The 21,722-nt window shown below is 62.6% G+C and carries 23 protein-coding genes and 1 pseudogene; 5 read left to right on the forward strand and 19 right to left on the reverse strand.

The annotated features are described in order from the left end of the window. Positions 1-10: 10 nt before the first annotated feature. From lipA to eno, 11 genes and pseudogenes are all read right to left on the reverse strand, one after another. Positions 11-976: a lipoyl synthase gene (gene lipA, locus ACSQ3Z_RS31355; RefSeq protein WP_436175081.1), complete on the reverse strand. Its 966-nt coding sequence runs from the start codon at positions 974-976 to the stop codon at positions 11-13. Positions 977-1,112: 136 nt separating this feature from the next. Beyond that, positions 1,113-1,369 (reverse strand): annotated as a pseudogene (locus ACSQ3Z_RS31360) (GlsB/YeaQ/YmgE family stress response membrane protein). 102 nt (positions 1,370-1,471) lie between these two features. Then, entirely contained in the window at positions 1,472-2,917 is a 1,446-nt protein-coding gene (gene lpdA, locus ACSQ3Z_RS31365) for a dihydrolipoyl dehydrogenase (protein ID WP_436175082.1), read from the reverse strand. A gap of 19 nt (positions 2,918-2,936) precedes the next feature. Then, positions 2,937-3,575: an SGNH/GDSL hydrolase family protein gene (locus tag ACSQ3Z_RS31370; protein ID WP_436175083.1), complete on the reverse strand. Its 639-nt coding sequence runs from the start codon at positions 3,573-3,575 to the stop codon at positions 2,937-2,939. Further along, on the reverse strand, positions 3,572-3,997 hold the full coding sequence (locus ACSQ3Z_RS31375; RefSeq protein ID WP_436175084.1) for a hypothetical protein: 426 nt from the start codon (positions 3,995-3,997) through the stop codon (positions 3,572-3,574). Before ACSQ3Z_RS31375 ends, ACSQ3Z_RS31370 begins: the two co-directional genes overlap by 4 nt. Before the next feature lie 14 nt (positions 3,998-4,011). Beyond that, positions 4,012-5,379: a pyruvate dehydrogenase complex dihydrolipoamide acetyltransferase gene (locus ACSQ3Z_RS31380; protein WP_436175085.1), complete on the reverse strand. Its 1,368-nt coding sequence runs from the start codon at positions 5,377-5,379 to the stop codon at positions 4,012-4,014. Next, positions 5,369-5,677 (reverse strand): hypothetical protein, encoded by a 309-nt coding sequence (locus tag ACSQ3Z_RS31385; RefSeq protein ID WP_436175086.1) that lies wholly within the window; start codon positions 5,675-5,677, stop codon positions 5,369-5,371. Before ACSQ3Z_RS31385 ends, ACSQ3Z_RS31380 begins: the two co-directional genes overlap by 11 nt. A gap of 5 nt (positions 5,678-5,682) precedes the next feature. Further along, on the reverse strand, positions 5,683-7,071 hold the full coding sequence (locus tag ACSQ3Z_RS31390) for a pyruvate dehydrogenase complex E1 component subunit beta (protein ID WP_436175087.1): 1,389 nt from the start codon (positions 7,069-7,071) through the stop codon (positions 5,683-5,685). Between the two features lie 15 nt (positions 7,072-7,086). Continuing rightward, on the reverse strand, positions 7,087-8,118 hold the full coding sequence (gene pdhA, locus ACSQ3Z_RS31395; protein ID WP_436175088.1) for a pyruvate dehydrogenase (acetyl-transferring) E1 component subunit alpha: 1,032 nt from the start codon (positions 8,116-8,118) through the stop codon (positions 7,087-7,089). Positions 8,119-8,313: 195 nt separating this feature from the next. After that, positions 8,314-8,637: an FtsB family cell division protein gene (locus tag ACSQ3Z_RS31400; RefSeq protein WP_436175089.1), complete on the reverse strand. Its 324-nt coding sequence runs from the start codon at positions 8,635-8,637 to the stop codon at positions 8,314-8,316. A 136-nt stretch (positions 8,638-8,773) separates the two neighbouring features. Beyond that, on the reverse strand, positions 8,774-10,048 hold the full coding sequence (gene eno / locus ACSQ3Z_RS31405; protein ID WP_436175090.1) for a phosphopyruvate hydratase: 1,275 nt from the start codon (positions 10,046-10,048) through the stop codon (positions 8,774-8,776). A gap of 199 nt (positions 10,049-10,247) precedes the next feature. Between eno and ACSQ3Z_RS31410 the strand changes: the two genes are divergently transcribed. Beyond that, positions 10,248-10,370, forward strand: coding sequence for a hypothetical protein (locus ACSQ3Z_RS31410; protein WP_281034914.1), 123 nt, complete (start codon positions 10,248-10,250; stop codon positions 10,368-10,370). A 153-nt stretch (positions 10,371-10,523) separates the two neighbouring features. Here the strand turns inward: ACSQ3Z_RS31410 and ACSQ3Z_RS31415 are convergent, their stop codons facing one another. The 5 genes from ACSQ3Z_RS31415 to ACSQ3Z_RS31435 all read right to left on the reverse strand — a co-directional run bounded on the left by ACSQ3Z_RS31415 (position 10,524) and on the right by ACSQ3Z_RS31435 (position 13,401). Then, positions 10,524-10,727: a dodecin family protein gene (locus ACSQ3Z_RS31415; RefSeq protein ID WP_019858016.1), complete on the reverse strand. Its 204-nt coding sequence runs from the start codon at positions 10,725-10,727 to the stop codon at positions 10,524-10,526. A 99-nt stretch (positions 10,728-10,826) separates the two neighbouring features. Beyond that, positions 10,827-11,660, reverse strand: coding sequence for a 3-deoxy-8-phosphooctulonate synthase (kdsA, locus tag ACSQ3Z_RS31420; RefSeq protein ID WP_436175091.1), 834 nt, complete (start codon positions 11,658-11,660; stop codon positions 10,827-10,829). Continuing rightward, positions 11,657-12,535: a VOC family protein gene (locus ACSQ3Z_RS31425; protein ID WP_436175092.1), complete on the reverse strand. Its 879-nt coding sequence runs from the start codon at positions 12,533-12,535 to the stop codon at positions 11,657-11,659. Before ACSQ3Z_RS31425 ends, kdsA begins: the two co-directional genes overlap by 4 nt. A 240-nt stretch (positions 12,536-12,775) precedes the next feature. Continuing rightward, positions 12,776-13,063, reverse strand: coding sequence for a Dabb family protein (locus ACSQ3Z_RS31430; protein ID WP_436175093.1), 288 nt, complete (start codon positions 13,061-13,063; stop codon positions 12,776-12,778). A gap of 203 nt (positions 13,064-13,266) precedes the next feature. Further along, positions 13,267-13,401 carry a hypothetical protein gene (locus ACSQ3Z_RS31435; protein ID WP_281034913.1) on the reverse strand — a complete coding sequence of 45 codons (135 nt, stop codon included), beginning with the start codon at positions 13,399-13,401 and terminating at the stop codon, positions 13,267-13,269. 336 nt (positions 13,402-13,737) lie between these two features. On the opposite strand from ACSQ3Z_RS31435, the gene ACSQ3Z_RS31440 reads away from it, so the two are divergent. Together ACSQ3Z_RS31440 and ACSQ3Z_RS31445 are read left to right on the forward strand one after the other, a co-directional pair. Next, positions 13,738-15,009, forward strand: a complete 1,272-nt coding sequence (locus tag ACSQ3Z_RS31440) for a class I SAM-dependent methyltransferase (protein ID WP_436175094.1) — start codon at positions 13,738-13,740, stop codon at positions 15,007-15,009. 24 nt (positions 15,010-15,033) lie between these two features. After that, complete coding sequence (locus tag ACSQ3Z_RS31445) at positions 15,034-15,456, forward strand: hypothetical protein (RefSeq protein ID WP_436175095.1); 423 nt, start codon at positions 15,034-15,036, stop codon at positions 15,454-15,456. 54 nt (positions 15,457-15,510) lie between these two features. On the opposite strand, the gene ACSQ3Z_RS31450 is transcribed toward ACSQ3Z_RS31445, so the two are convergent. Together ACSQ3Z_RS31450 and ACSQ3Z_RS31455 are read right to left on the reverse strand one after the other, a co-directional pair. Then, on the reverse strand, positions 15,511-17,490 hold the full coding sequence (locus ACSQ3Z_RS31450) for a bifunctional 2',3'-cyclic-nucleotide 2'-phosphodiesterase/3'-nucleotidase (RefSeq protein WP_436175096.1): 1,980 nt from the start codon (positions 17,488-17,490) through the stop codon (positions 15,511-15,513). A 139-nt stretch (positions 17,491-17,629) separates the two neighbouring features. Beyond that, a complete protein-coding gene (locus ACSQ3Z_RS31455; RefSeq protein WP_436175097.1) occupies positions 17,630-18,895 on the reverse strand; it encodes an NAD(P)/FAD-dependent oxidoreductase in 1,266 nt (421 codons plus the stop codon). A gap of 165 nt (positions 18,896-19,060) precedes the next feature. On the opposite strand from ACSQ3Z_RS31455, the gene ACSQ3Z_RS31460 reads away from it, so the two are divergent. Continuing rightward, positions 19,061-19,720 (forward strand): 5-formyltetrahydrofolate cyclo-ligase, encoded by a 660-nt coding sequence (locus ACSQ3Z_RS31460; RefSeq protein WP_436175098.1) that lies wholly within the window; start codon positions 19,061-19,063, stop codon positions 19,718-19,720. A gap of 4 nt (positions 19,721-19,724) precedes the next feature. Here the strand turns inward: ACSQ3Z_RS31460 and ACSQ3Z_RS31465 are convergent, their stop codons facing one another. Beyond that, positions 19,725-20,198 (reverse strand): Lrp/AsnC family transcriptional regulator, encoded by a 474-nt coding sequence (locus tag ACSQ3Z_RS31465; protein WP_436175099.1) that lies wholly within the window; start codon positions 20,196-20,198, stop codon positions 19,725-19,727. A 212-nt stretch (positions 20,199-20,410) separates the two neighbouring features. On the opposite strand from ACSQ3Z_RS31465, the gene ald reads away from it, so the two are divergent. Beyond that, complete coding sequence (ald, locus tag ACSQ3Z_RS31470; protein WP_436175100.1) at positions 20,411-21,526, forward strand: alanine dehydrogenase; 1,116 nt, start codon at positions 20,411-20,413, stop codon at positions 21,524-21,526. Positions 21,527-21,722 lie beyond the last annotated feature (196 nt).

The raw sequence follows: 21,722 nt of genomic DNA on the forward strand, positions 1-21,722 counted from the left end.
AGACGGGATATCAGGCGGTTTTTCTGAGCTGCGCTTCGCGCGCCGCGCGCAGCCTGGCGAAATCGTCGCCGGCATGGTGCGAGGAGCGCGTCAGCGGACTCGACGCCATCAGCAGGAAACCCTTGGTCTTGCCGATCGTCTCGAAGGACTTGAATTCCTCCGGCGTGACGAAGCGGATCACCTGATGGTGCTTTTTCGACGGCTGCAAATACTGGCCGATGGTCATGAAGTCGACATTGGCCGAGCGCAGATCGTCCATCAGTTGCAAGATCTCGTTCCGCTCCTCGCCGAGCCCGACCATGATGCCGGACTTGGTGAAGATCGACGGGTCGAGCTCCTTCACCCGCTGCAACAGCCGGATCGAATGGAAATAGCGCGCGCCGGGCCGCACCGTCAGGTAGTTCGACGGCACCGTCTCGAGGTTGTGGTTGAACACATCGGGCTTGGCCGCCACCACGATTTCCAGCGCGCCGTCCTTGCGCAGGAAGTCGGGCGTCAATATCTCGATCGTCGTCGATGGCGTTGCCGCCCGGATCGCACGGATGACCTCGGCGAAATGCTGCGCACCACCATCGGCGAGATCGTCGCGGTCGACCGAGGTGATGACGACGTGGCTGAGGCCCATCTGCTTGACGGCATGCGCGACGCGCGCCGGCTCGTCGGCATCGAGCGCCGTCGGAATGCCGGTGGCGACATTGCAGAAGGCGCAGGCGCGCGTGCAGATCTCGCCCATGATCATGAAGGTGGCGTGCTTCTTCTCCCAGCACTCGCCGATATTCGGGCAGCCGGCCTCCTCGCACACCGTCACCAGCTTATGCGACTTCACGATCTCGCGCGTCTCGGCATAGCCCTTCGAGACCGGCGCCTTGACGCGGATCCAGTCGGGCTTGCGCAGCACTTCCTGATCCGGCTTGTGCGCCTTTTCGGGGTGCCGCAGCCGCGGCGCATTGGCGATCGTGTCGAGAACAGTGACCATCTCAAACCCGGTTCATTGGCGAGCCCCTGTCCGGCGCTCGCGTTCCAACGTCATCTAAGGCTTTTCGGCGCAAAGAAAAAGGTCATGCCGGCGCATGACGGCAGGGCCTTTTTCGCATAGCGGCATTCGGCCGGATCTAGCGGCGTACCAACCGTCCTGCAAAGATCAGCAGGCAGGCACCGATGAAGCCGGTGATCAGATAGGCGAACCAGCCGACGCCGAAGGGCTCGATGCTGAGGCTCTGAGGATTGCGTTCAGCACCACCGCGCCGACGATGCCCATGATGATGTTCATGAAGATGCCGGTGTTGCTCTTCATCACCATCTCGGCCAGCCAGCCCGCCAGACCTCCGATGATGATGGCTGCAATCCAGCCCACGCCATTCACGTCCATATGCCCACTCCTCGTATGATGGGGGAAAATGCATCCGCAAACGAACTGCCTTGCCGTCGCGTTCCTCCGAGCTTTGCGCGTGAGTCCCGCACAGCCAATTTATCATGCGTTGAGCGCCCGGCCATAGGCGTCGAGCACGCTCTCCTTCATCATCTCCGACAGCGTCGGATGCGGGAAGATGGTGTGCATCAGCTCTTCCTCGGTAGTCTCGAGGTTCATCGCCACGACAAAACCCTGGATCAGTTCGGTGACTTCGGCGCCGACCATATGCGCGCCGAGCAGCTGGCCGGTCTTCTTATCGAAGATGGTCTTGATGAAGCCCTGATCCTCGCCGAGCGCGATCGCCTTGCCGTTGGCGCCGAACTGGAAGCGGCCGACGCGGATGTCCTTGCCTTCGGCCTTGGCCTTCGCTTCGGTCAGGCCGACGGAGGCGACCTGCGGGTTGCAGTAAGTGCAGCCCGGAATCTTCAGCTTGTCGGTAGCGTGCACGCCGGGGAAATTGGCGATCTTCTCGATGCACACCACGCCTTCATGCTCGGCCTTGTGGGCAAGCATCGGCGGTCCGGCGACGTCGCCGATGGCGTAGATGCCAGGCACGTTGGTCTTGCCATAGCCGTCAACGACAACGCAGCCGCGGTCCGTCTTCACGCCGAGCGTTTCGAGACCGAGATTCTCGATATTGCCTTGCACGCCGACGGCCGAGATCATGCGGTCGGCGGTGATCTTCTCGACCTTGCCATCCTTCATCTCGACATGCGCGGTGACCGAATTGGCTGACTTCTCGACCTTGGTTACCTTGGCTTCGAGAATGATCTTCATGCCTTGCTTTTCGAACTGCTTCTGCGCGAATTTCGAGACCTCGGCGTCCTCGACCGGCATCACCGCCGGCAACAGCTCGACCACCGTCACCTCGGCGCCCATGGTGCGGTAGAAGGAGGCGAACTCGATGCCGATGGCGCCCGAGCCCATCACCAGCAACGACTTCGGCATTTCCTTCGGCACCATCGCCTCGAAATAGGTCCAGATCAGCTTCCCGTCCGGTTCGATGCCGGGCAGCGCCCTTGGCCGCGCGCCCGTCGCCAGGATGATGTGCTTGGCGGTGTAGGTGCCCTCGCCCTTGACGCCTTTCGGTGCTGGCGGCTGCGGCTCCATCGGCTTCTTGGCTGTCTTGGAGACGACGATCTCGCCCGGCTTCGACAGCTTGGCTTCGCCCCAGATGACGTCGACCTTGTTCTTCTTCATCAGGAAGGCGACGCCGCCATTGAGGCGCAGCGAGACCTTGCGCGAACGGTCGACGACGGCGGCAGTGTCGGCGCTGACCTTACCGTCGAGCTTCAGGCCGTAATCCTTCAGATGATCCGAATAGTGCATGATCTCGGCCGAGCGCAGCAGTGCCTTGGTTGGGATGCAGCCCCAGTTGAGGCAGATGCCGCCGAGATGCTCGCGCTCGATGATCACCGTCTTGAAGCCGAGCTGCGCGGACCGCACCGCCGTGACATAGCCGCCGGGGCCGGAGCCGATAATGATGACGTCGTAGGATTCAGCCACGGGTTTTCTCCCTGATTTTCTAGAGTTCCAGCATCACGCGCACCAGCGGTGCCAGCGCCTTGCCGATGTTTCGCGTGTTTTCGGCGTCGAGATGGACGCCGTCGAGCGGCGTGGTCGTCGCCACCGTGCCGGCATCGAAGAAGCCGCAGCCGGCCTCGTCGGCAAGCGCGGAAAATTGCGGCGCCAGCCGTTTTGACGCTTCGTCGCCGCCGGCGAACATTTCCTTGAACTCGGCATTGTCGGTGCGGCTGACCGCGGGCGGCGCGACGAGCAGGATCTGCGGCGCCGGCCAGTCGAACGGATAGTCGTGGCCGCGCACGATGTCGATCAGGCGCTGCATGCCCTGCTTGGCGGCGACCGGATTGCCGTGGATCCACGGCTTCATGTCGTTGGCGCCAAGCATGATGATGATCAGGTCGAGCGGCGCATGCGTCATCAGGACCGTCGGCAACAGTCTTGCACCGTTGCGATCGGCACCAGCCAGGTGGTCGTCGAAGGCCGTGGTGCGGCCGTTCAGTCCGTCGGCGATGACCTCGATGTTCCCGCCCAGTGTCGCGCGCAGCACGCTCGGCCAGCGGTCTTCCAGCGCATGGCGGCCGAGGCTGGCGGCGTCATAGCCCCAGGTCAGCGAATCGCCAAAGCAGAGAATTGTCGTCATGCGTTTGTCCCACCCCTGCCGAACCCTGCCGCCGAGCCTTTGAGGCGCCAGCGCACGAACAGCCATTGCACGATGATCGCCACGACGCCGGGCAGGATCAGCCCGGCAACGATGGAAAGATCGCTTGCGATCGCACGGTTGTCGGCCGGCACGGAAAACGTCCAGCCGGCGAGCGCCAACAGCGTTAGTGCGAAAACCGCAAGCGGCCACCACAACATGCGGTCGACCGCCCGAACCGGCTCGGCGCGGAACTGGACCAGAAAGAAGATGACCGTCACGACGATGATGATCAGAGCCGTCGCCGCGAAGACCAGTATGTACTCTTCCGTCGCACCAGTGAGGACGGCCAGTTCCTGCACCACCAGCCCGCCAGCCAGACCGGAAAGGATGAAGGCGAAAAGGCTGGTGAAGAATTTCCGCACCGCCTTTTCCTTTCCTAGACCAGCATGCCCATCGGGTTCTCGATCATGCGCTTGAAGGCGCCGAGCAGTTCGGCGCCGAGCGCGCCGTCGACGGCGCGGTGATCGGTCGACAGCGTCACCGACATGACGGTGGCGATCTTGATCTCGCCGTTCTTCACCACCGCCCGCTCCTCGCCAGCGCCGACCGCCAGGATCGTCGCATGCGGCGGGTTGATGACGGCGGCAAAGTCCTTGACGCCGAACATGCCCAAATTGGACACCGCCGTGGTGCCGCCCTGATACTCTTCCGGCTTCAGCTTGCGGCTGCGCGCCCGGCTCGCCAGATCCTTCATCTCGTTGGAGATGGTGGACAGCGTTTTTTCCTCGGCGCGGCGGATGATCGGCGTGATCAGGCCGCCGGGGATCGACACCGCGACGCCGACATCGGCGTGCTTGTGCTTGACCATGGCGCTGTCGGTCCACGACGCATTGGCATCCGGCACCGCCTTCAGCGCCATGGCCATCGCCTTGATCACCATGTCGTTGACCGAGAGCTTGTAGGCAGGTGCCTCGCCTTTCTCGGTCTTCTTCACCGGTGCAGCGGCATTGAGTTGCGTGCGCAGCGCCAAGAGCGCATCGAGCTCGCAGTCGAGCGTCAGATAGAAATGCGGGATGGTGCTCTTGGCCTCGACCAGCCGCCGCGCGATGGTCTTGCGCATATTGTCGTGCGGGACGAGGTCGTAGGAGCCTTCGGCGAACAGTTTTAGCACCTGATCGTCCGACATCGCCTTTGGTGCTGCAGCGGCCGCGGATGCCGGTGCGCCGGCGGGCGCTGCCTTCGCGGCCGGAGCTGCCTTGGCGCCACCGCCGGCAATCGCCGCCTCGACATCGGCCTTGACGACGCGGCCATGCGGGCCGGTGCCCGTCACTGCCGAGACATCGACGCCGGCGTCCTTGGCAATGCGCCGGGCAAGCGGCGAAGCGAAGGTGCGCTCGCCAGCCGCGTGGCCATTGGCAACCGGCGCCGCTTCTGCCTTGGGCGCCGGCGCTGCAGCGGGTTCCGACTTCGGCGTTTCTGCCTTGGCTGCCTCGGCGTTGGGTGTCTCGGCCTTTGCCGGCGCGGCAGCTCCGCCGCTCTTGGCAGCTGCTCCCGCATCCTCGCCTTCGGCCGCAAGCACCGCGATCAGCGCATTGACCTTGACGCCTTCGGTGCCGGCTGGAACGACCAGCTTGGCAACCGTGCCTTCATCGACGGCCTCGACCTCCATCGTCGCCTTGTCGGTCTCGATCTCGGCGATAACATCGCCCGGCGAGACCTTGTCACCTTCCTTGACCAGCCATTTGGAAAGATTGCCCTCTTCCATCGTGGGCGAGAGCGCCGGCATGGTAATATTAATTGGCATGAGGTCCCTCCACTTGGGCAATCGTAACAACATCCAATCGCCTGCCCGCGATCTCTTTTCCAAGCGCGTGTTCCAGAGCGAATTTGAATGCGACAAAGTAGCAGGCAAACGATATCGCGAAGGCCACGTAGGTTATGCTTTGAACAAGCCGTTCCGTCGGCACTCCAGCGCTCACAAGAATTTGGGGTAGAAAGAGACTGAAGACGAAGTTCACAACAATTCCAAGGATAATGCCCGCGATTACCGTCTTCCAGAAGATCGACCAAGCAATGCGCCACACGCCAGGAGCGGTCGACATCTTTGCTATCCCCGATACGTGACGGCTTTGACCGCCTCGACGACCTCGCCGATATTCGGCAATGCCAGCTTTTCGAGGTTCGCCGCATATGGCATCGGCACGTCCTTGCCGGCGACGGTGATGACCGGCGCATCGAGGAAGTCGAAGGCGCGCTGCGACACCTGGTTGGCGATGTGATCGCCGACCGAGCTCTGCGGGAAACCTTCCTCCACCACGATCAGACGGTTGGTCTTCTTCACCGAGGCGATGATCGTGTCCAAATCGAGCGGACGGATCGACCTCAGATCGATGATCTCGGCGTCGATGCCCATGCCGCGCAACTCGGCTTCCGCCTTGATCGCATAAGTCATGCCGATGCCGAAGGAGACGATGGTGACGTCCTTGCCCTGCTTATGGATGCGCGCCTTGCCGATCGGCAGCACGAAATCGTCGAGCTTCGGCACGTCGAAGGACTGGCCGTAGAGGATTTCGTTCTCAAGGAAGATGACCGGGTTCGGATCGCGGATCGCGGCCTTCAGCAGGCCCTTGGCATCGGCGGCCGTGTACGGCATCACCACCTTGAGGCCGGGAATGTGGCTGTACCAGGCGGCATAGCACTGCGAGTGCTGGGCAGCGACGCGGGCAGCCGCCCCATTCGGTCCGCGGAAGACGATCGGCGCGCCCATCTGGCCACCGGACATATAGAGCGTCTTGGCGGCGGAGTTGATGATCTGGTCGATCGCCTGCATGGCGAAGTTGAAGGTCATGAACTCGACGATCGGCTTCAGCCCGGCCATCGCAGCACCCACACCGACGCCGGCAAAGCCATGCTCGGTGATCGGCGTGTCGACGACGCGGCGCGGTCCGAACTCCTGCAGCAGCCCTTGCGTGATCTTGTAGGCGCCCTGGTACTCGGCGACCTCCTCGCCCATGACGAAGACGTCGCCGTCGCGGCGCATTTCTTCGGCCATGGCATCGCGCAGCGCTTCGCGCACCGTGGTCGAGACCATCTCGGTGCCGGCTGGAATGTCCGGATCGGCGGCGATTTCGGTCTTCGGTGCCGCCGCGACAGGCGCCGCGGCCTCGCTCTTGGCCGCCGCAGGCGCAGGCCCCGCTGCTTCAGCCTTGGCAGGTTCTTCGCCGATGCCTTCGCCGGCCTTGTCGACATCTTCGCCATCAACCGCAAGCACGGCGATCACCGCGTTGACCTTGACGCCTTCGGTGCCGGCTGGAACCACGATCTTGGCAATCGTGCCTTCGTCGACCGCTTCGACTTCCATCGTCGCCTTGTCGGTTTCGATCTCGGCGATGACGTCGCCGGCGACCACCTTGTCGCCTTCGTTCTTCAACCACTTGGAAAGATTGCCCTCTTCCATGGTCGGCGAGAGAGCGGGCATGAGAATTTCGATCGGCATGTCCTTGCCCTCCCCTTACAGTACGATGTCGGTCCAGAGCTCGGACGGATCCGGCTCTGCGTCGTTCTGGGCAAAATCGGCGGCGTCGGCGACAATGTCGCGGACTTCCTTGTCGATGGACTTGAGCTCGTCCTCGCTTGCCCACTTCTTGTCGATCAGCCGCGCCTTGACCTGCTCGATCGGGTCATGCTCGGAGCGCATCTTCTGCACTTCTTCCTTGGAACGGTACTTCGCCGGGTCGGACATCGAGTGGCCGCGGTAACGGTAGGTCTGCATTTCCAGGATCAGCGGCCCGTTGCCGGCGCGGCACCATTCGGTGGCGAGGTCGGCGGCGGCCTTGACCGCGCGCACGTCCATGCCGTCGACCTGGATGCCGGGGATCTTGAACGAGGCGCCGCGATGCGAGAAATCGGTCTCGGCCGACGAGCGCGACACCGAGGTGCCCATGGCGTAGCGGTTGTTCTCGATGATGAAGATCACCGGCAGCTTCCACAGCGAGGCCATGTTGAAGCTTTCATAGACCTGGCCCTGGTTGGCGGCGCCGTCGCCGAAATAGGTCAGCGAAACATTCTTGTTCTCGCGATAGCGGTTGGCGAAGGCAAGCCCGGTGCCAAGCGACACCTGTGCGCCGACAATGCCGTGGCCGCCATAGAAATGCTTCTCCTTGGAGAACATGTGCATGGAGCCGCCCTTGCCTTTCGACAGGCCGCCACGGCGCCCGGTCAATTCGGCCATGACGCCGCGTGGCGACAGTTCCATCGCCAGCATGTGGCCGTGGTCGCGATAGGCGGTGATCATCTGGTCGCCGTCGATCAGCGCCATCTTCATGCCGGTGACGACCGCTTCCTGGCCGATATAGAGGTGGCAGAAGCCGCCGATGAAGCCCATGCCGTAAAGCTGGCCGGCCTTTTCCTCGAAGCGGCGGATGAGCAGCATGTGCCGGTAGGCGGCAAGCTCCTCGTCCTTGGTGAAATCTGCTGGCTTAGGGGCGGAAAGTCCCGATGATTTGACGGATTTGGCAGGCGCTTTTCTGGCGGCGGTGGCCATGCATCACTCCCTGTTGGCGTCTCTTTGCGGACATTAGAGCAAGATGAAATCTGCTCTGAGGGAGATCAGTTCTCCCCACCGATTTGAGCAAGGCTAACACGCGGGAAAGCGTTTCGCCATGCAGAAAAATGCATGGCTGTCATGCGTCTAAGCGATTAAAATCATTGAAAATATCAACGATTAACTGAAATCCAGTTATTTCGCTGAAGCCGGCAGCATGATGGTGATTTCGTCGGCATGGGAGACATTGAGCGCCTTGCGCGCCTGCTCGTCAAGCATGTCCTTCTCCAGCGTGCCTTCATGCATCAGCTGGACACGGCGCTCGAGATCGACCCGGCGCGCCTTGATGGCATCGAGCTTGCCCTGCAGATCTGTCGCCTGGGCCTCGAGCTGGTATTTGGAGTAGATGCCGAACTCGCCGTGATAGGCGTGGAAGCCGAAATAGGCCAGAAACAGCACGCAGAGCGAGGGGATGATCAGCCGGCCGGTGTTTCTCTGCTTGTGCTGGCGTGTCCACATGGCGCTCTTCCTCTCAACGCCTCTTTCTCGCCGATTGTGCTTAATGGACGGTTACGGGCGGCCGGATTCGGCAGCCGCGAAAAACAAAAGGGCGGGAATGTTCCCGCCCTTGTCGTTACTGGATATGGTCCGGAGATCAGCTTTTCACGATCGACTTGCCGGCATAGCGCGCCTGCTTGCCGAGCTCTTCCTCGATGCGGATCAGCTGATTGTACTTGGCCATGCGGTCGGAGCGCGACAGCGAGCCGGTCTTGATCTGTCCGCAATTGGTGGCGACCGCCAGATCGGCGATGGTCGAATCCTCGGTTTCGCCCGAGCGGTGCGACATGACGGCGGTGTAAGCGGCCTTGTGCGCGGTCTCGACTGCGTCGAGCGTCTCGGTCAGCGAGCCGATCTGGTTGACCTTGACCAGGATCGAATTGGCGACACCCATGCGGATGCCGTCGCGCAGCCGCGCCGTGTTGGTGACGAACAGATCGTCGCCGACCAGCTGCGTCTTCTTGCCGATGAGGTCGGTCAGGATCTTCCAGCCTTCCCAGTCGTCCTCGGAGAGGCCGTCCTCGATCGAGATGATCGGATAGTCGGCGGCGAGCTTGGCCAGGTATTTGGCCTGCGCCTTGGGATCGCGGGTCTTCTTCTCGCCTTCATAGACGTAGTTGCCATCCTTGAAGAACTCGGTCGCCGCGCAGTCGAGGCCAAGCGCCACGTCCTCGCCCGGCTTGAAACCGGCCTGCTCGATCGATTCCATGATGAAATCGAGCGCCGACGGCGCGCTCTTCAAGTTGGGAGCGAAGCCACCCTCGTCGCCGACATTGGTGTTGTGGCCGGCATCCTTCAGCTTCTTGCGTAGCGTGTGGAAGATCTCCGAGCCCCAGCGCACGCCGTCGCGCAGCGTCGGCGCGCCGATCGGCAGGATCATGAATTCCTGGAAGTCGATCGGGTTGTCGGCATGGGCGCCGCCATTGATGATGTTCATCATCGGCACCGGCAGCAGATGCGCCTTGGCACCGCCGACATAGCGGTAGAGCGGCAGGCCGGCCGCTTCGGCGGCAGCCTTGGCCACCGCCAGCGACACGCCGAGGATGGCATTGGCGCCGAGCCGGCTCTTGTTGGGCGTGCCGTCGAGCTCGATCATGGTCTGGTCGATGTGGATCTGGTTTTCGGCTTCCATGCCGCCGATCGCCTCGAACAGTTCGCCGTTGACGGCCTCGACCGCCTTGAGCACACCCTTGCCGAGGTAGCGGGGCCCGCCATCGCGCAACTCGACGGCTTCATGAGCGCCGGTCGAAGCGCCTGACGGCACGGCGGCGCGGCCCATCGAGCCGTCTTCCAGCACCACGTCGACCTCAACGGTCGGATTTCCACGGCTGTCCAGGATTTCACGCCCGACAATGTCGATGATGGCGGTCATTTGCGATGTCCCCGATTGATCGATTGAAGCGTCGCGCCCCTCTTAGCCAAAGCGCTGCAAAAGGCAATCGGGCGGCTTGCAAATAGTGCCGCTACGTCGATTCACGAAGCGCAAATTTCTGTCATCATAAGTCATGCGCGGCAAACTGGTTTCTGGACTATGATTCTGGCGCGCGGGGCGAAACAGGAGGAGTTTCGCCATGTCCCAGTTGAGCGGTATCGTGAGTTTGTTCCTGATCGCTGCGGCGTTCCTGACATCGTGCGACAGCCAGAAGCCACCGCAGGGCGCGGTGCAATTGTCGACCCTCAACGCAGCGGAGTAGCTTTCTTCGCAGAAAAGGGCTCCCGCCATGCGGGGGCCCTTTCGATTCCGGCTGGGCTGGCCCAGCCGGTCAATGCCAGTAGGGATCGACCTTGTAGTAGTCGAATGAGGGCCGCTGACGAAGGTTCCAGACTTTTCTTCGGCCTCGATTGGTTTACTCAGCCAGAATGAAAGTGACCTTCATATTGACCCGGTAAGCGGCGATCTTGCCGTCCTCGACGACGATCTTCTGGTCCTGGATCCAGGCGCCCTCGACGTTCTTGAGGGTCTTTGCGGCGCGCGCAATTCCCTTTTCGATGGCGTCCTGAAAGCTCTTCTTGGACGACGATGTGATCTCGGTGACGCGGGCGACGGACATGGCTTCCTCCTGCCAGGGCGCTCAGTTGCAGGGCAAGCCTACAACCGGCTCTCTGCAACCACAAGCCGGCGCAAGATCAGGCGGGGCTGGCCATCAACATCAGTGCCCTTTCGCCACGCGGTCGAACGCCATCAGCCTTTCGAGCAGCGCCGGCAGGTCCTTGAGCGGCACCATGTTAGGGCCGTCGGAGGGCGCATTGTCGGGGTCCTGATGCGTCTCGATGAACACACCGGCGACACCGACCGCGACCGCGGCACGCGCCAAGGTCTCGACGAAGCGACGATCGCCACCTGTGGATCCGCCCTGCCCGCCCGGCTGCTGCACCGAATGCGTGGCGTCGAAAATCACCGGCGCGCCGATCTCGGCCATGATCGGCAGCGCACGCATGTCGGAGACCAGCGTATTGTAGCCGAACGAGGCGCCGCGCTCGGTGACCAGCACATTGGCGTTGCCTGATCCCGTCACCTTGGCGACGACGTTCTTCATGTCCCATGGCGCCAGGAACTGCCCCTTCTTCACATTGACCACCTTGCCGGTCCTGGCTGCGGCGATCAGCAGATCGGTCTGCCGCGACAGGAAGGCCGGTATCTGCAGGATGTCGACATGCGGTGCGACCAGCGCGCACTGCTCTTCGGTGTGGATGTCGGTCAGAATTGGCAGCGAGAATTCCTTGCGCAGATCGTCGAACACCGGCAGTGCAGCCTCGAGCCCGGCGCCGCGCGTGCCGCCGAGCGAGGTGCGGTTGGCCTTGTCGTAGCTGGTCTTGTAGACGAGCCCGATGCCGAGCTTTTGCGTCAGTTCCTTGAGCGCCCCGGCCATGTCGAAAGCGTGCTGGCGCGATTCCAGTTGGCACGGTCCGGCGATCAGCGACAACTGCGCTGCGTTGGCGAACACGACATTGCCGACGGTTACCGACGAATTGGGCTTGCTCATGGGGTCTCCCGGAAAATAAAGGCTGCGCCCTGCCCGGGCGCCGGCGGCACGACAATTTCGTTGCCGCGTATGTTGTGTTCGACGGATCCGGCTGCAAGCAGCCTCGCCACGGTGTCGGCACTGCCGACCGAAAGGACGATCGCCGCAAACCGAAGCTGCGACGGCGCTCCGGCCGGAATGCCGAAGCGGGTGGCAAAGGCGGCAGGATGCAGGATGGTCAGTGTTGCGTTGGGCAACTCGAACACATCGTCATCCTTGTTCGCCAAGCCGGCGGCGATCGAGATCAGCCGGCGTTGCCCGGCCGGCAGGTCGCTGACCGCCACGATCTCGGCAATACCGGTGACGCCATTGCCATGGGCCTGCAGCGCGGTGCGGTCGATTTTCGGTGCATTGATCCGCTCGCAGGCGAACAGGAACGCGTCCGTGGCCGCGTCACCTGCAGCGAAGGCCAGTTTGAAGGACGCGGTGTCGCTCTTGCCGCTCACATCGGTGAAGGCCCGCGAAAAAGTCAGCTCGTTTCCCGCCGACAGGCCGGCTTCGACATAGCGCGCGTGATCCGCATCGGCGTCGGTCGTTCCGAAGACCAAGGCGCTGAACCCTTCATTGCCGAGGCTGTGGCGATAGAGGCGGTCGCGCGCGACGAAGACGTTACCCTCGGCGATCGCGCTCGCCACTGCCTGTCCATCGCCGACCGCGAGCGGCTCCAGGTAGGTGCCGTCGGCAAAGAAGACGCAGCAATTTTCCGTGCCGAACGGATGGATGCCGGTCGGCGCCACGACAAAGCCAAGCGAGGCAAGCCGCGCCCGCGCGACATCGAGGCTCGCGGTCGGCAGCACAAGGTGATCGAGCGGGTGAGCCGCGGGCGCTTTGGTCATGCGGGTGCGGTGTGCATCATTCCCAAGGCTGGTTCAAGAGCTTCACCTTGGTTGCCGTCCCTGATCGCATTTGCAGTCACCGGGAAGCAACCCTAGGTGGCGGTTGCGGCGATCGTGGTAGTCGCCGCGCTGGTGCTGAGCACGCGGCCGGGCGTCGACCCCGCGGAGACTTCCGCCGTCCAGACGGAATGAGACCACTCATCCATGCATTCGAGGGCATTGCCTGCAGCCGAAATTCGCTCAGGCAGCTACGACATCGGCCGAATAACGCAATTCGCGCAATGGCTTAACCCGGCTGGTCGTCTCGGCGTAGAGCGGATGCGCCTTGTAAGCGGCGAGTGCGGCGTCATCTTCGAATTCGGCATAGACGACCACGTCGATCGCATCCGAAAGCGGATCGACCTTGGTGTTGAGGGTCACTTCAAAGAGGCTGGAATGCGGGATCTTGCCCAGCACCATCAATCCGTCGCGCACGGCTTCCACATCCTCTTTGCGCCGGGCGCTGAAGAAAACGATATGCCGGATCAACCCAACCTCCTGATCGGTAAGCGCGGCTGTTTTGTGCGAGCGCAGCCGTCGCGTCAACCGGCAACGATGTCGCGCCAAGTCCTTTGGAATGCGGGGGGCGAAATTAGAGCATGATCCCGAAAAGTGGCGTCCGGTTTTCGGAAGAGATCATGCTCAAACAAAAAGATAGAGCCCCATCCCGATTCGATCGGGATGAACAGGCTCTAGGCTGCGCCGGTGACGTAGCGCACGATGCGCGACATCTCCCTGACCGTGTAGTCGAGGTAGCGGCCCTCATTGTAGAGGCCGTCCCAGATCAGGAAGAAGGTGAAGCCGACGATCACGATTACATAGCGCATGGCTAAAACTAACGCATATGGGTAGGCGCAACCATAGCGATTCCCATCGCCACGGACACTCTCCAGCGGATTTTTCGTAACCTCGGATTCGGTTGCCTGGCACTGCTTTGCTGATCGCTTGCCTCTTGAAGTTCCCGTCGATGACGTGGAAGATTGTCGTGGGAATTCACAGGGAAGCGCGAAAACCCTTGAGGGGCGCGTTTTCATTCGAGCCCGCCCGCTGCCGAATCGGCAAGCTGTCGAGATCGGCGAGCGGAGTTCGAGCCTGGCGAAGGAACCGCAAGAGGGTGGGAGCCGGCATATTGCGCTGGCTCTGCGGAAGTTCAGGGGCGTGACATGACCTACAGCGAACACAAGAGCGGTGGCCTGGGCGGCATGGCTCTCGGCGACGCGGTAAAGCTCGACGAGTTCAACTTCGCCGAGATCGTCAAGGGGCTGCCGGCCAAGGCACGCATGGTCCTGTCGGCCGCCATGAACCTGCCACGCGGCTCGCTCAAGGTCAGGATGCCGGACGGCCGCGCTGTCCTCGTCGGCGGCAAGGGGCCCGGCCCCGACGCCGAACTGGTGCTCAAGAACTGGCGCCTGCCTGGCCGCGCCTTTTCCGGCGGCACGATCGGCCTGGCCGAGTCCTACATGGACGGCGATTGGGAAAGCCCCGACGTCACCAGTTTCCTGGAGCTGTTCGTGGTCAACTCGGCCATCGGCGAGCGTGTCGCCGGCGGCGCCAATTGGCTGATCAACACCGTCCAGCGCATCCGTCACTGGTTCAACGACAACACCCGCACCGGCTCGGAGCGCAACATTTCGGCGCATTACGATCTCGGCAACGCCTTTTACAAGCAATGGCTGGACCCGAGCATGACCTATTCGTCGGCACTCTACGCGACCGGCGCCAACGATCTGGAAAGCGCGCAGGCCGCCAAATACCGCGCGCTGGCCAAGGACACCGGCATCGGCAAAAAGGACCACGTGCTCGAGATCGGCTGCGGCTGGGGCGGCTTTGCCGAGTTCGCCGCGCGCGAGATCGGCTGCCGCGTCACTGGCCTGACCATCAGCCGCGAGCAGCACGATTTTGCGAGGGAGCGCATCCAGAAGGCCGGGCTGGCCGACAGGGTCGATATCAAGCTGCAGGACTACCGCGACGAGACCGGCACCTATGACCGCATCGCTTCGATCGAGATGTTCGAGGCGGTCGGCGAAAAATACTGGCCGGTGTTCTTCGCCAAGATGAAGGCCTGCCTGAGACCCGGCGGCACAGCGGGCCTGCAGATCATCACCATCAACGAGGATGCCTACGACACCTATCGCGCCCGCCCGGACTTCATCCAGCGCTACGTCTTCCCGGGCGGCATGCTGCCAACGCCGTCGATCCTGAAATCGTTGGGAAGAGACCATGGCCTCGCCCATCTGCGCGAGCGCGTCTTCCCGGACGACTATGCCCGCACGCTCGCCGAATGGCGCCAGCGTTTCTGGGGATCCTGGGAAAAGATCGTGCCGCTCGGTTTCGACGACCGCTTCAAGAAGCTCTGGGAATTCTACCTGCACTATTGCGAAGCCGGCTTCCGCGCCAGCTATATCGACGTCCGCCAGGTGGTCTACAGGGCCTAGTGCGCCACCAAGAGGGGGGAACGCATGAGCACAAATTGCTCATGCGAACGTGATGAAACCGCGATCGGACCCCGGGCGTTTCCTGCTGTCCGCCGCTTGGCACTGCATCGTGTCAAAAACGAGCGCGGAGCATCCTTGGCAACAGGAGGCTTCCTTGAACCGAAACCAGACCGCCGCCGGGCTGTTGCTTGCCGTGATATCGGCAAGCACAGCTCAGGCGAAATCATCCATCCCACAGTCACCAACGACCCGCTGGGTGCGAACACCACCGCCACCCTCACACCTGGAATCAGCGACCTCATCAACAACACGCCGACATCGTCCATCCCGGCGATCCATCACCCGAGAGGCATGACGCCCTTGACCGTTCCCAATGATCCGTTGGGCGATTCCATCCAGCCCGCGTTCCCTGGACCGGTCACCGCTCCCGCGACCGGCTCGCCCTAGATTGGCCGCCGGTTGGCGGCCCCAGCCGGGCAACAAGCTAAGCGCGACCCTGCTTCAAAGAGCGATGCGGTACTTTGCAAACCCCGCTTCGCCCTCGCCTGCGGGCTCGATCTTCAGGGATTTCACCTCGGCGATGAAATCCTTCGCCTTGGGTCCGGTCTCGAACACGACGCTGGTTCCCGACAGCGGCGCGAACGACCAGTTGTTATCAGCGGATGGGTTTATCGTACCTTCGCTGATGATGTAGCGCACGATCACGTCGCGATTGGTGTCCGGCGCCTCATAGATGATCTTCAAAGCATTGATATCGGGGAAATTGCCCCCGCCGCCGGCGCGGTAATTGTTGGTCGCAACGACGAATTTCGCTGCGGGATCAATTGGCTTGCCGTCGAACATCAGATCGACGATGCGGTTCGAGCCGGCATTCGCCAAGCCACCCTTGGCATCGTATTTCGGCGGCTGCGAGAGGTCTATCTTGTAACTGACACCGTCGATAACGTCGAAATTGTAGGAGGGGAAATCGGTGTTGATCAGCGGCTCGTCCGCTTTGCCCGCCTCAATCCGGTTGAAGATACCGGCCGACATCTCCAGCCATTCCTTGACTTGCGCGCCGGTGATTTCAACCGCCCGCACGGTGTTCGGATAGAGATAGAGATCGGCGACATTCTTGATAGCGATGTCGCCCACCGGCACGTCGGTATAGTAGTCGGCGCCACTACGCCCACCGGCCTTGAAAGGAGCCGCGGCCGACAGCAACGGCACGTCCTTCCATTGCGTGCTCTTGAGGATGTCCTTGAGGTACCAGCTCTGCGCCTGATTCACGATCTGCACCGACGGATCGTCAGCGACTAAGGCGAAATAGGAATAGAGCGGCGCCGACGTCTTGCCGACCGGACGGCGCACATAGGCCAGCGTCGCCTCATGGTCCTGTTCCAGTGCGGCAATGATGCGCTTGTCGTCGCCGACCGTCGCCTTGTTCTTGTTGTCGATCCGCTCGTAGATCGGCCGCGCCTCGGAGGTCGCCGAAACGACCCGCCATTTCGAGCCGTCGCGCTCCAGAAGCAGGTCGATCAGGCCCATATGCGACCCCCAGAACCCGCCCATCACGGCAGGCTTGCCCTGTAGCGTGCCCTTTTGCGTGTCGACGGCCTCGAGCGATTGAAAGTCCTTCTTGCCGGGGAAGACGAGATGCTGGTGGCCGGTGAAGACCGCATCGATGCCTTCGACGCCGGCGACGAAGAAGGAAGCATTTTCCATCATGTCGCCTTGCTTGACGTCGATGCCGGAATGCGAAAGCGCAATCACGATGTCGGCGCCCTGCTCCTTGATCTCGGGCACCCAGGCCTTGGCCGCTTCGACGATATCGCGCGTCTTGACGTTGCCTTCGAGGTTTTTCAGGTCCCAGACCATGATCTGCGGCGGCACGAAGCCGATGATGCCGATCTTGATCGGCTGCTCGGCGCCCGACCCGTCCCTGATCTTCTTGTCGAGGATCACGTACGGCTTGAGGTAGAGCTTGTCGTCCCGCGGATTGGTGGCAAGCTCGGTGCCGCGGATCAGGTTCGCGCAGACAAACGGAAAATTGGCGCCGGCCAGCACCTTGTCCAGGAACGACAGGCCGTAGTTGAACTCGTGGTTGCCGAGTGTCGAGCATTCGTACCCAAGCAGGTTCATTCCCTTCATGACCGGATGAAGATCGCCGTCCTTCATGCCCTTCTCATAGGCGATGTAGTCGCCCATCGGATTGCCCTGCAAAAGGTCGCCATTATCGATCAGCATCGAGTTGACCGCTTCCTTGCGCACCGCATCGATCAGCGAAGCCGTCCGCGACAGGCCCATCGTGTCGTTTGCTTTGTCGGCGTAGTAATCATAGGGCAGCACGTTCACATGGATGTCGGTCGTCTCCATGATCCTGAGATGCGCCTGGTTGGCTTGAGCGCGGGCTGAGAACGGGTGCAGCATGATCAGCGCCCCGGTTGCGGCGGCGCCCGCTAGCAACGAGCGGCGGGAGACAGGGTGGAGCAGTTGGGACATTGTTTTTTCCTGTTTCGACAATGCGACAAGCCCTGCCCCGAAGCGAAAGCTTCGCGCTGAAATCCGGCCATGTCCATCGGGAATCCAGTCGATCAGCAAAAGGTGACGGGCGGATGAAACGTCTTCGCGCCAAGCAAGGTCAGCCCTTGTCGTCGTCGCCCTGGGTGATCAGCCGCGCACTGCGTTGTCCGGTCGCATAGATCCATAGCCAGCTAAGCGAAACCGCCAGCCGGTTGCGAAAGCCAATCAGGAAATAGATGTGGGCGATGCCCCACAGCCACCAGGCGGGCCAGCCGGTAAGCTTAATCCAGCCGAAATCGATGACCGCGGCGCGCTTGCCGATCGTCGCCAGATCGCCGTCATGCTTGTAGCGGAACGGCCGTGGCGTGGCATTGCCGGCAAGCCTGGCCTTGATGGTCGCGGCGACATGCCATCCCGCCTGCTTGGCGGCCGGGGCTACGCCAGGCACCGGCTTGCCGTCAGGCCGCAGGACATGTGCCGCGTCGCCGATGACAAAAATCTCCGGGCTGCCTGGCACGGTGAGGTCGGGCTCGACGAGCACCCTGCCCGCGCGATCCGCCGCCGCCCCCAGCCATTCGGCGGCCGGCGACGCCGCAACGCCTGCCGCCCACAGGATTGTCCGGGCCGGCAGGACTGTGTCGCCGAAGACGACGACCTCGGCGTCGCAGCGTGTCACCGCGCGGCCGAGTTCCACCTCGACGCCGAGTCGCTCGAGCGCCATCCTTGCATAATTCGAGAGCTGCGGTGCGAAATTGGCAAGGATGCGGTCGCCGGCCTCGATCAGCACCACACGCGTCTGGCGCGTGTCGATGTTGCGGAACTCGCCGCGCAGCGTGTCGCGCGCGAGTTCCGCAATAGTCCCGGCCAGTTCCACGCCGGTCGGCCCGCCGCCGACGATTGCCAGCGTCAGCAGCGCCTTTCGCTTTTCGAGATCGGTTTCCCGCTCGGCCTGCTCGAAGGCCAGAAGGATGCGCCGCCGGATGGTGGTCGCGTCCTCGAGTGTCTTCAGCCCAGGCGCAAAAGGCTCCCATTCGTCATGGCCGAAATAGGCGTGGCCGGCGCCGGTGGCGAGCACCAGCGTGTCGTAGGCGACCGCGCTGCCATCGTCGAGCAGCACACGCTTGCCGGCGCGGTCGACGCCGCTGACATTGGCGAGCAGCGTCGTCACATCCTTGCGCTTGCGCAACAGATGGCGGATCGGCCAGGCGACCTCCGAGGTCGCCAGCGCCGTGGTCGCCACCTGATAGAGCAATGGCTGGAAAAGATGATGGTTGCGCTTGTCGATCATGGTGATGCGCACCGGCACACCCGATAGCGCTCGGGTGAATTCGAGACCGCCGAAGCCCGCGCCGACAACGACGACATGATGGCTGGCTTCGTTCATCTCATTCACCCCATGGGCGCGTAAATTCACCAGCTTCGATATAGGCATTTTTGTGCACTGCAACAGTGCCCCGACTGCCCGGGACTCGCCGCTCGATGTCGTGAATGCACATGCCGGCCGGCTCATGCGGGGTATAGCCTCCGGACTGGATGACCGGAGTGAAGCATGGCTAGCGATCGTGACGGCGAAGATCCGGCGCAGTATTCCTCGCCGCCCTGCTTCATGCATGAGCTCGATCCCGAGTTCCGCACGCCGCTCACCGAATGGACCGACGTGCGGCGCTGGCGCAAGGCCGAGCGCGAGCGGCTGATCGCGGCGCGGCTGGCGGTTTCCGCCGACGCACGAACGGCAATGTCGCAGCGCATAGCCGAAGGCCTCGACGCGCTGATCGGCGACATTGCCGGCCGCCTGGTCAGCCTCTATTGGCCGTTTCGCGGCGAGCCGGATCTGCGCCCATGGATGGTATCCATCAACGAGCGCGGCGGCCGCACGGCCCTGCCCGTCGTCATCGAGAAGGGACAGCCGCTGGTGTTTCGCGCCTATGTCCCTGGCGATCGGCTGGAGAAAGGCGTCTGGAACATCCCGATCCCGGCCGAAGGCGATCCGGTGCTGCCCGCCATCGTCATCTCGCCGATCGTCGGCATCGATCCCCGGAACTATCGCCTGGGTTACGGCGGCGGTTTCTTCGACCGCACCCTGGCCGCGATGCCGTTCAAGCCTTTGGTCATCGGCGTCGGCTACGAACTGCAGCGCATCGCCACGATTTACCCGCAACCACACGACATCCCGATGGACCAGGTGGTGACGGCGACCGCCAGAATTTAGCAGCCTAAGCCATTTCAAGCCTCAGCCCCACGGTCGTCCGGTCGACGATCTCGCGCAAGGCGAAGGACGAATTGATCTTCGTCACATGCGGCATGGCCGACAGCCATTCCTTGTGGATGCGCTCGTAGTCGACCAGATCCTTTGCTGCGATGCGCAGGATATAGTCGTATTCACCTGACATCAGGTGGCAGGAAAGCACGTTCGGGCAGCGCTTGATCGCCGCTTCGAAATCCGACAGCGTCTTCTCGAATTGTCCCGACAGCGATATATGCACGATCGCCGTCATCTGGTGGCCGAGTGCTGCATTGGAAAGCCGGGCATGATAGCCGCGGATGGTTCCGGATTTCTCCAGATTGTCCAGCCGCCGCGAACAGGCCGACTGCGACAGGCCGACCTTCTCGGCGAGTGCGGCATTGGGTATCCGGCCATCCTTCTGCAATGTCTCCAGAATGGCGATATCAATCCTGTCGAGTGGCATTCTTCGGGATTCCTTCGAAAATCCTGATATTTCGCGCAACAATTATCGAAGCATGCCGGCTAGCGCAAGCGCATTCGCAAACACCTGCGCAACGATTCATGGTTCACTGGGTTCAATGCATGTCGCCCAAAAGTGTTCAGCAGTTTTGGGAGTAACGACATGCTCGAAAACAACAGGGAACGCGCCCTTAAGGGCCGGATCAGGAGAAGAAAATGCGCGTCGGCTGCCCCAAGGAAATCAAGAACCACGAGTACCGCGTCGGCCTGACGCCGGGCTCGGTCCGCGAATATGTCGCGCATGGCCATGAAGTGCTGGTCGAGACCGGCGCCGGTGCCGGCATCGGCGCCGACGACAATGCCTACCGCGCCGCCGGCGCCACCATCGCCAAGACGGCGGCCGACGTGTTCGCCAAGTCCGACATGATCGTCAAGGTCAAGGAGCCGCAGCCCAATGAGTGGGTCCAACTGCGCGACGGCCAGATCCTCTACACCTATCTTCACCTGGCTCCGGATCCGGAGCAGACCAAGGGCCTGCTCGCCTCCGGCGTCACGGCAATCGCCTATGAGACCGTCACCGACGATCGCGGCGGCCTGCCGCTGCTGGCGCCGATGTCGGAAGTCGCCGGCCGCCTGTCGATCCAGGCCGGCGCCACCGCGCTGCAGAAGGCCAATGGCGGCCGCGGCGTGCTGCTCGGCGGCGTGCCCGGCGTGCTGCCCGGCAAGGTCACCGTGCTCGGCGGCGGCGTCGTCGGCCTGCATGCCGCCAGGATGGCGGTCGGCCTCGGCGCCGACGTCACCATCATCGACCGCTCCATCCCGCGCCTGCGCCAACTCGACGACCTGTTCGCCGGCCGCGTCCATACCCGCTACTCGACCGTCGAGGCGCTGGAAGAAGAATGTTTTTCGGCCGACATCGTCGTCGGCGCCGTGCTGATCCCGGGTGCTGCGGCACCCAAGCTGGTGACGCGCGAAATGCTCTCCGGCATGAAGAAGGGTTCGGTGCTGGTCGACGTCGCCATCGATCAGGGCGGCTGCTTCGAGACCTCGCACGCCACCACCCATGCCGAGCCGACCTACGAGGTCGACGGTGTGATCCATTACTGCGTCGCCAACATGCCGGGCGCGGTGCCGGTCACCTCGGCGCACGCGCTCAACAACGCGACGCTGCACTACGGCCTGCAGCTTGCCGACAAGGGTCTGAAGGCGCTGGTCGACGACCACCATCTGCGCAATGGCCTCAACGTCCACAAGGGCAAGATCACCAACCGTGCGGTGGCCGAAGCGCTCGGCTACGAGCTGGCCGAGCCGAAGGCAGTGCTCGCCGCCTAGAGCAATTTCAGGAAAAGTGCGCAGCGGTTTTCCGTCCGGAATTGCGCAAAAACAAAGAGTTAGAGCGGATCGGCGATCCTGAACCGCTCTAGCACGCAAGCAAGAGCTTCTTCCCGTCTCGCCCGCCGGTTCGTTCCGGCGGGTTTTTCTTACCGGCAAAAGCGCGCAACAAAAAAGCGGAGCCAAAGCCCCGCTT

The sequence above is a fragment of the Mesorhizobium sp. LjNodule214 genome (genome assembly GCF_964252735.1).
In the GTDB taxonomy this organism is placed as follows: Bacteria; Pseudomonadota; Alphaproteobacteria; order Rhizobiales; family Rhizobiaceae; genus Mesorhizobium.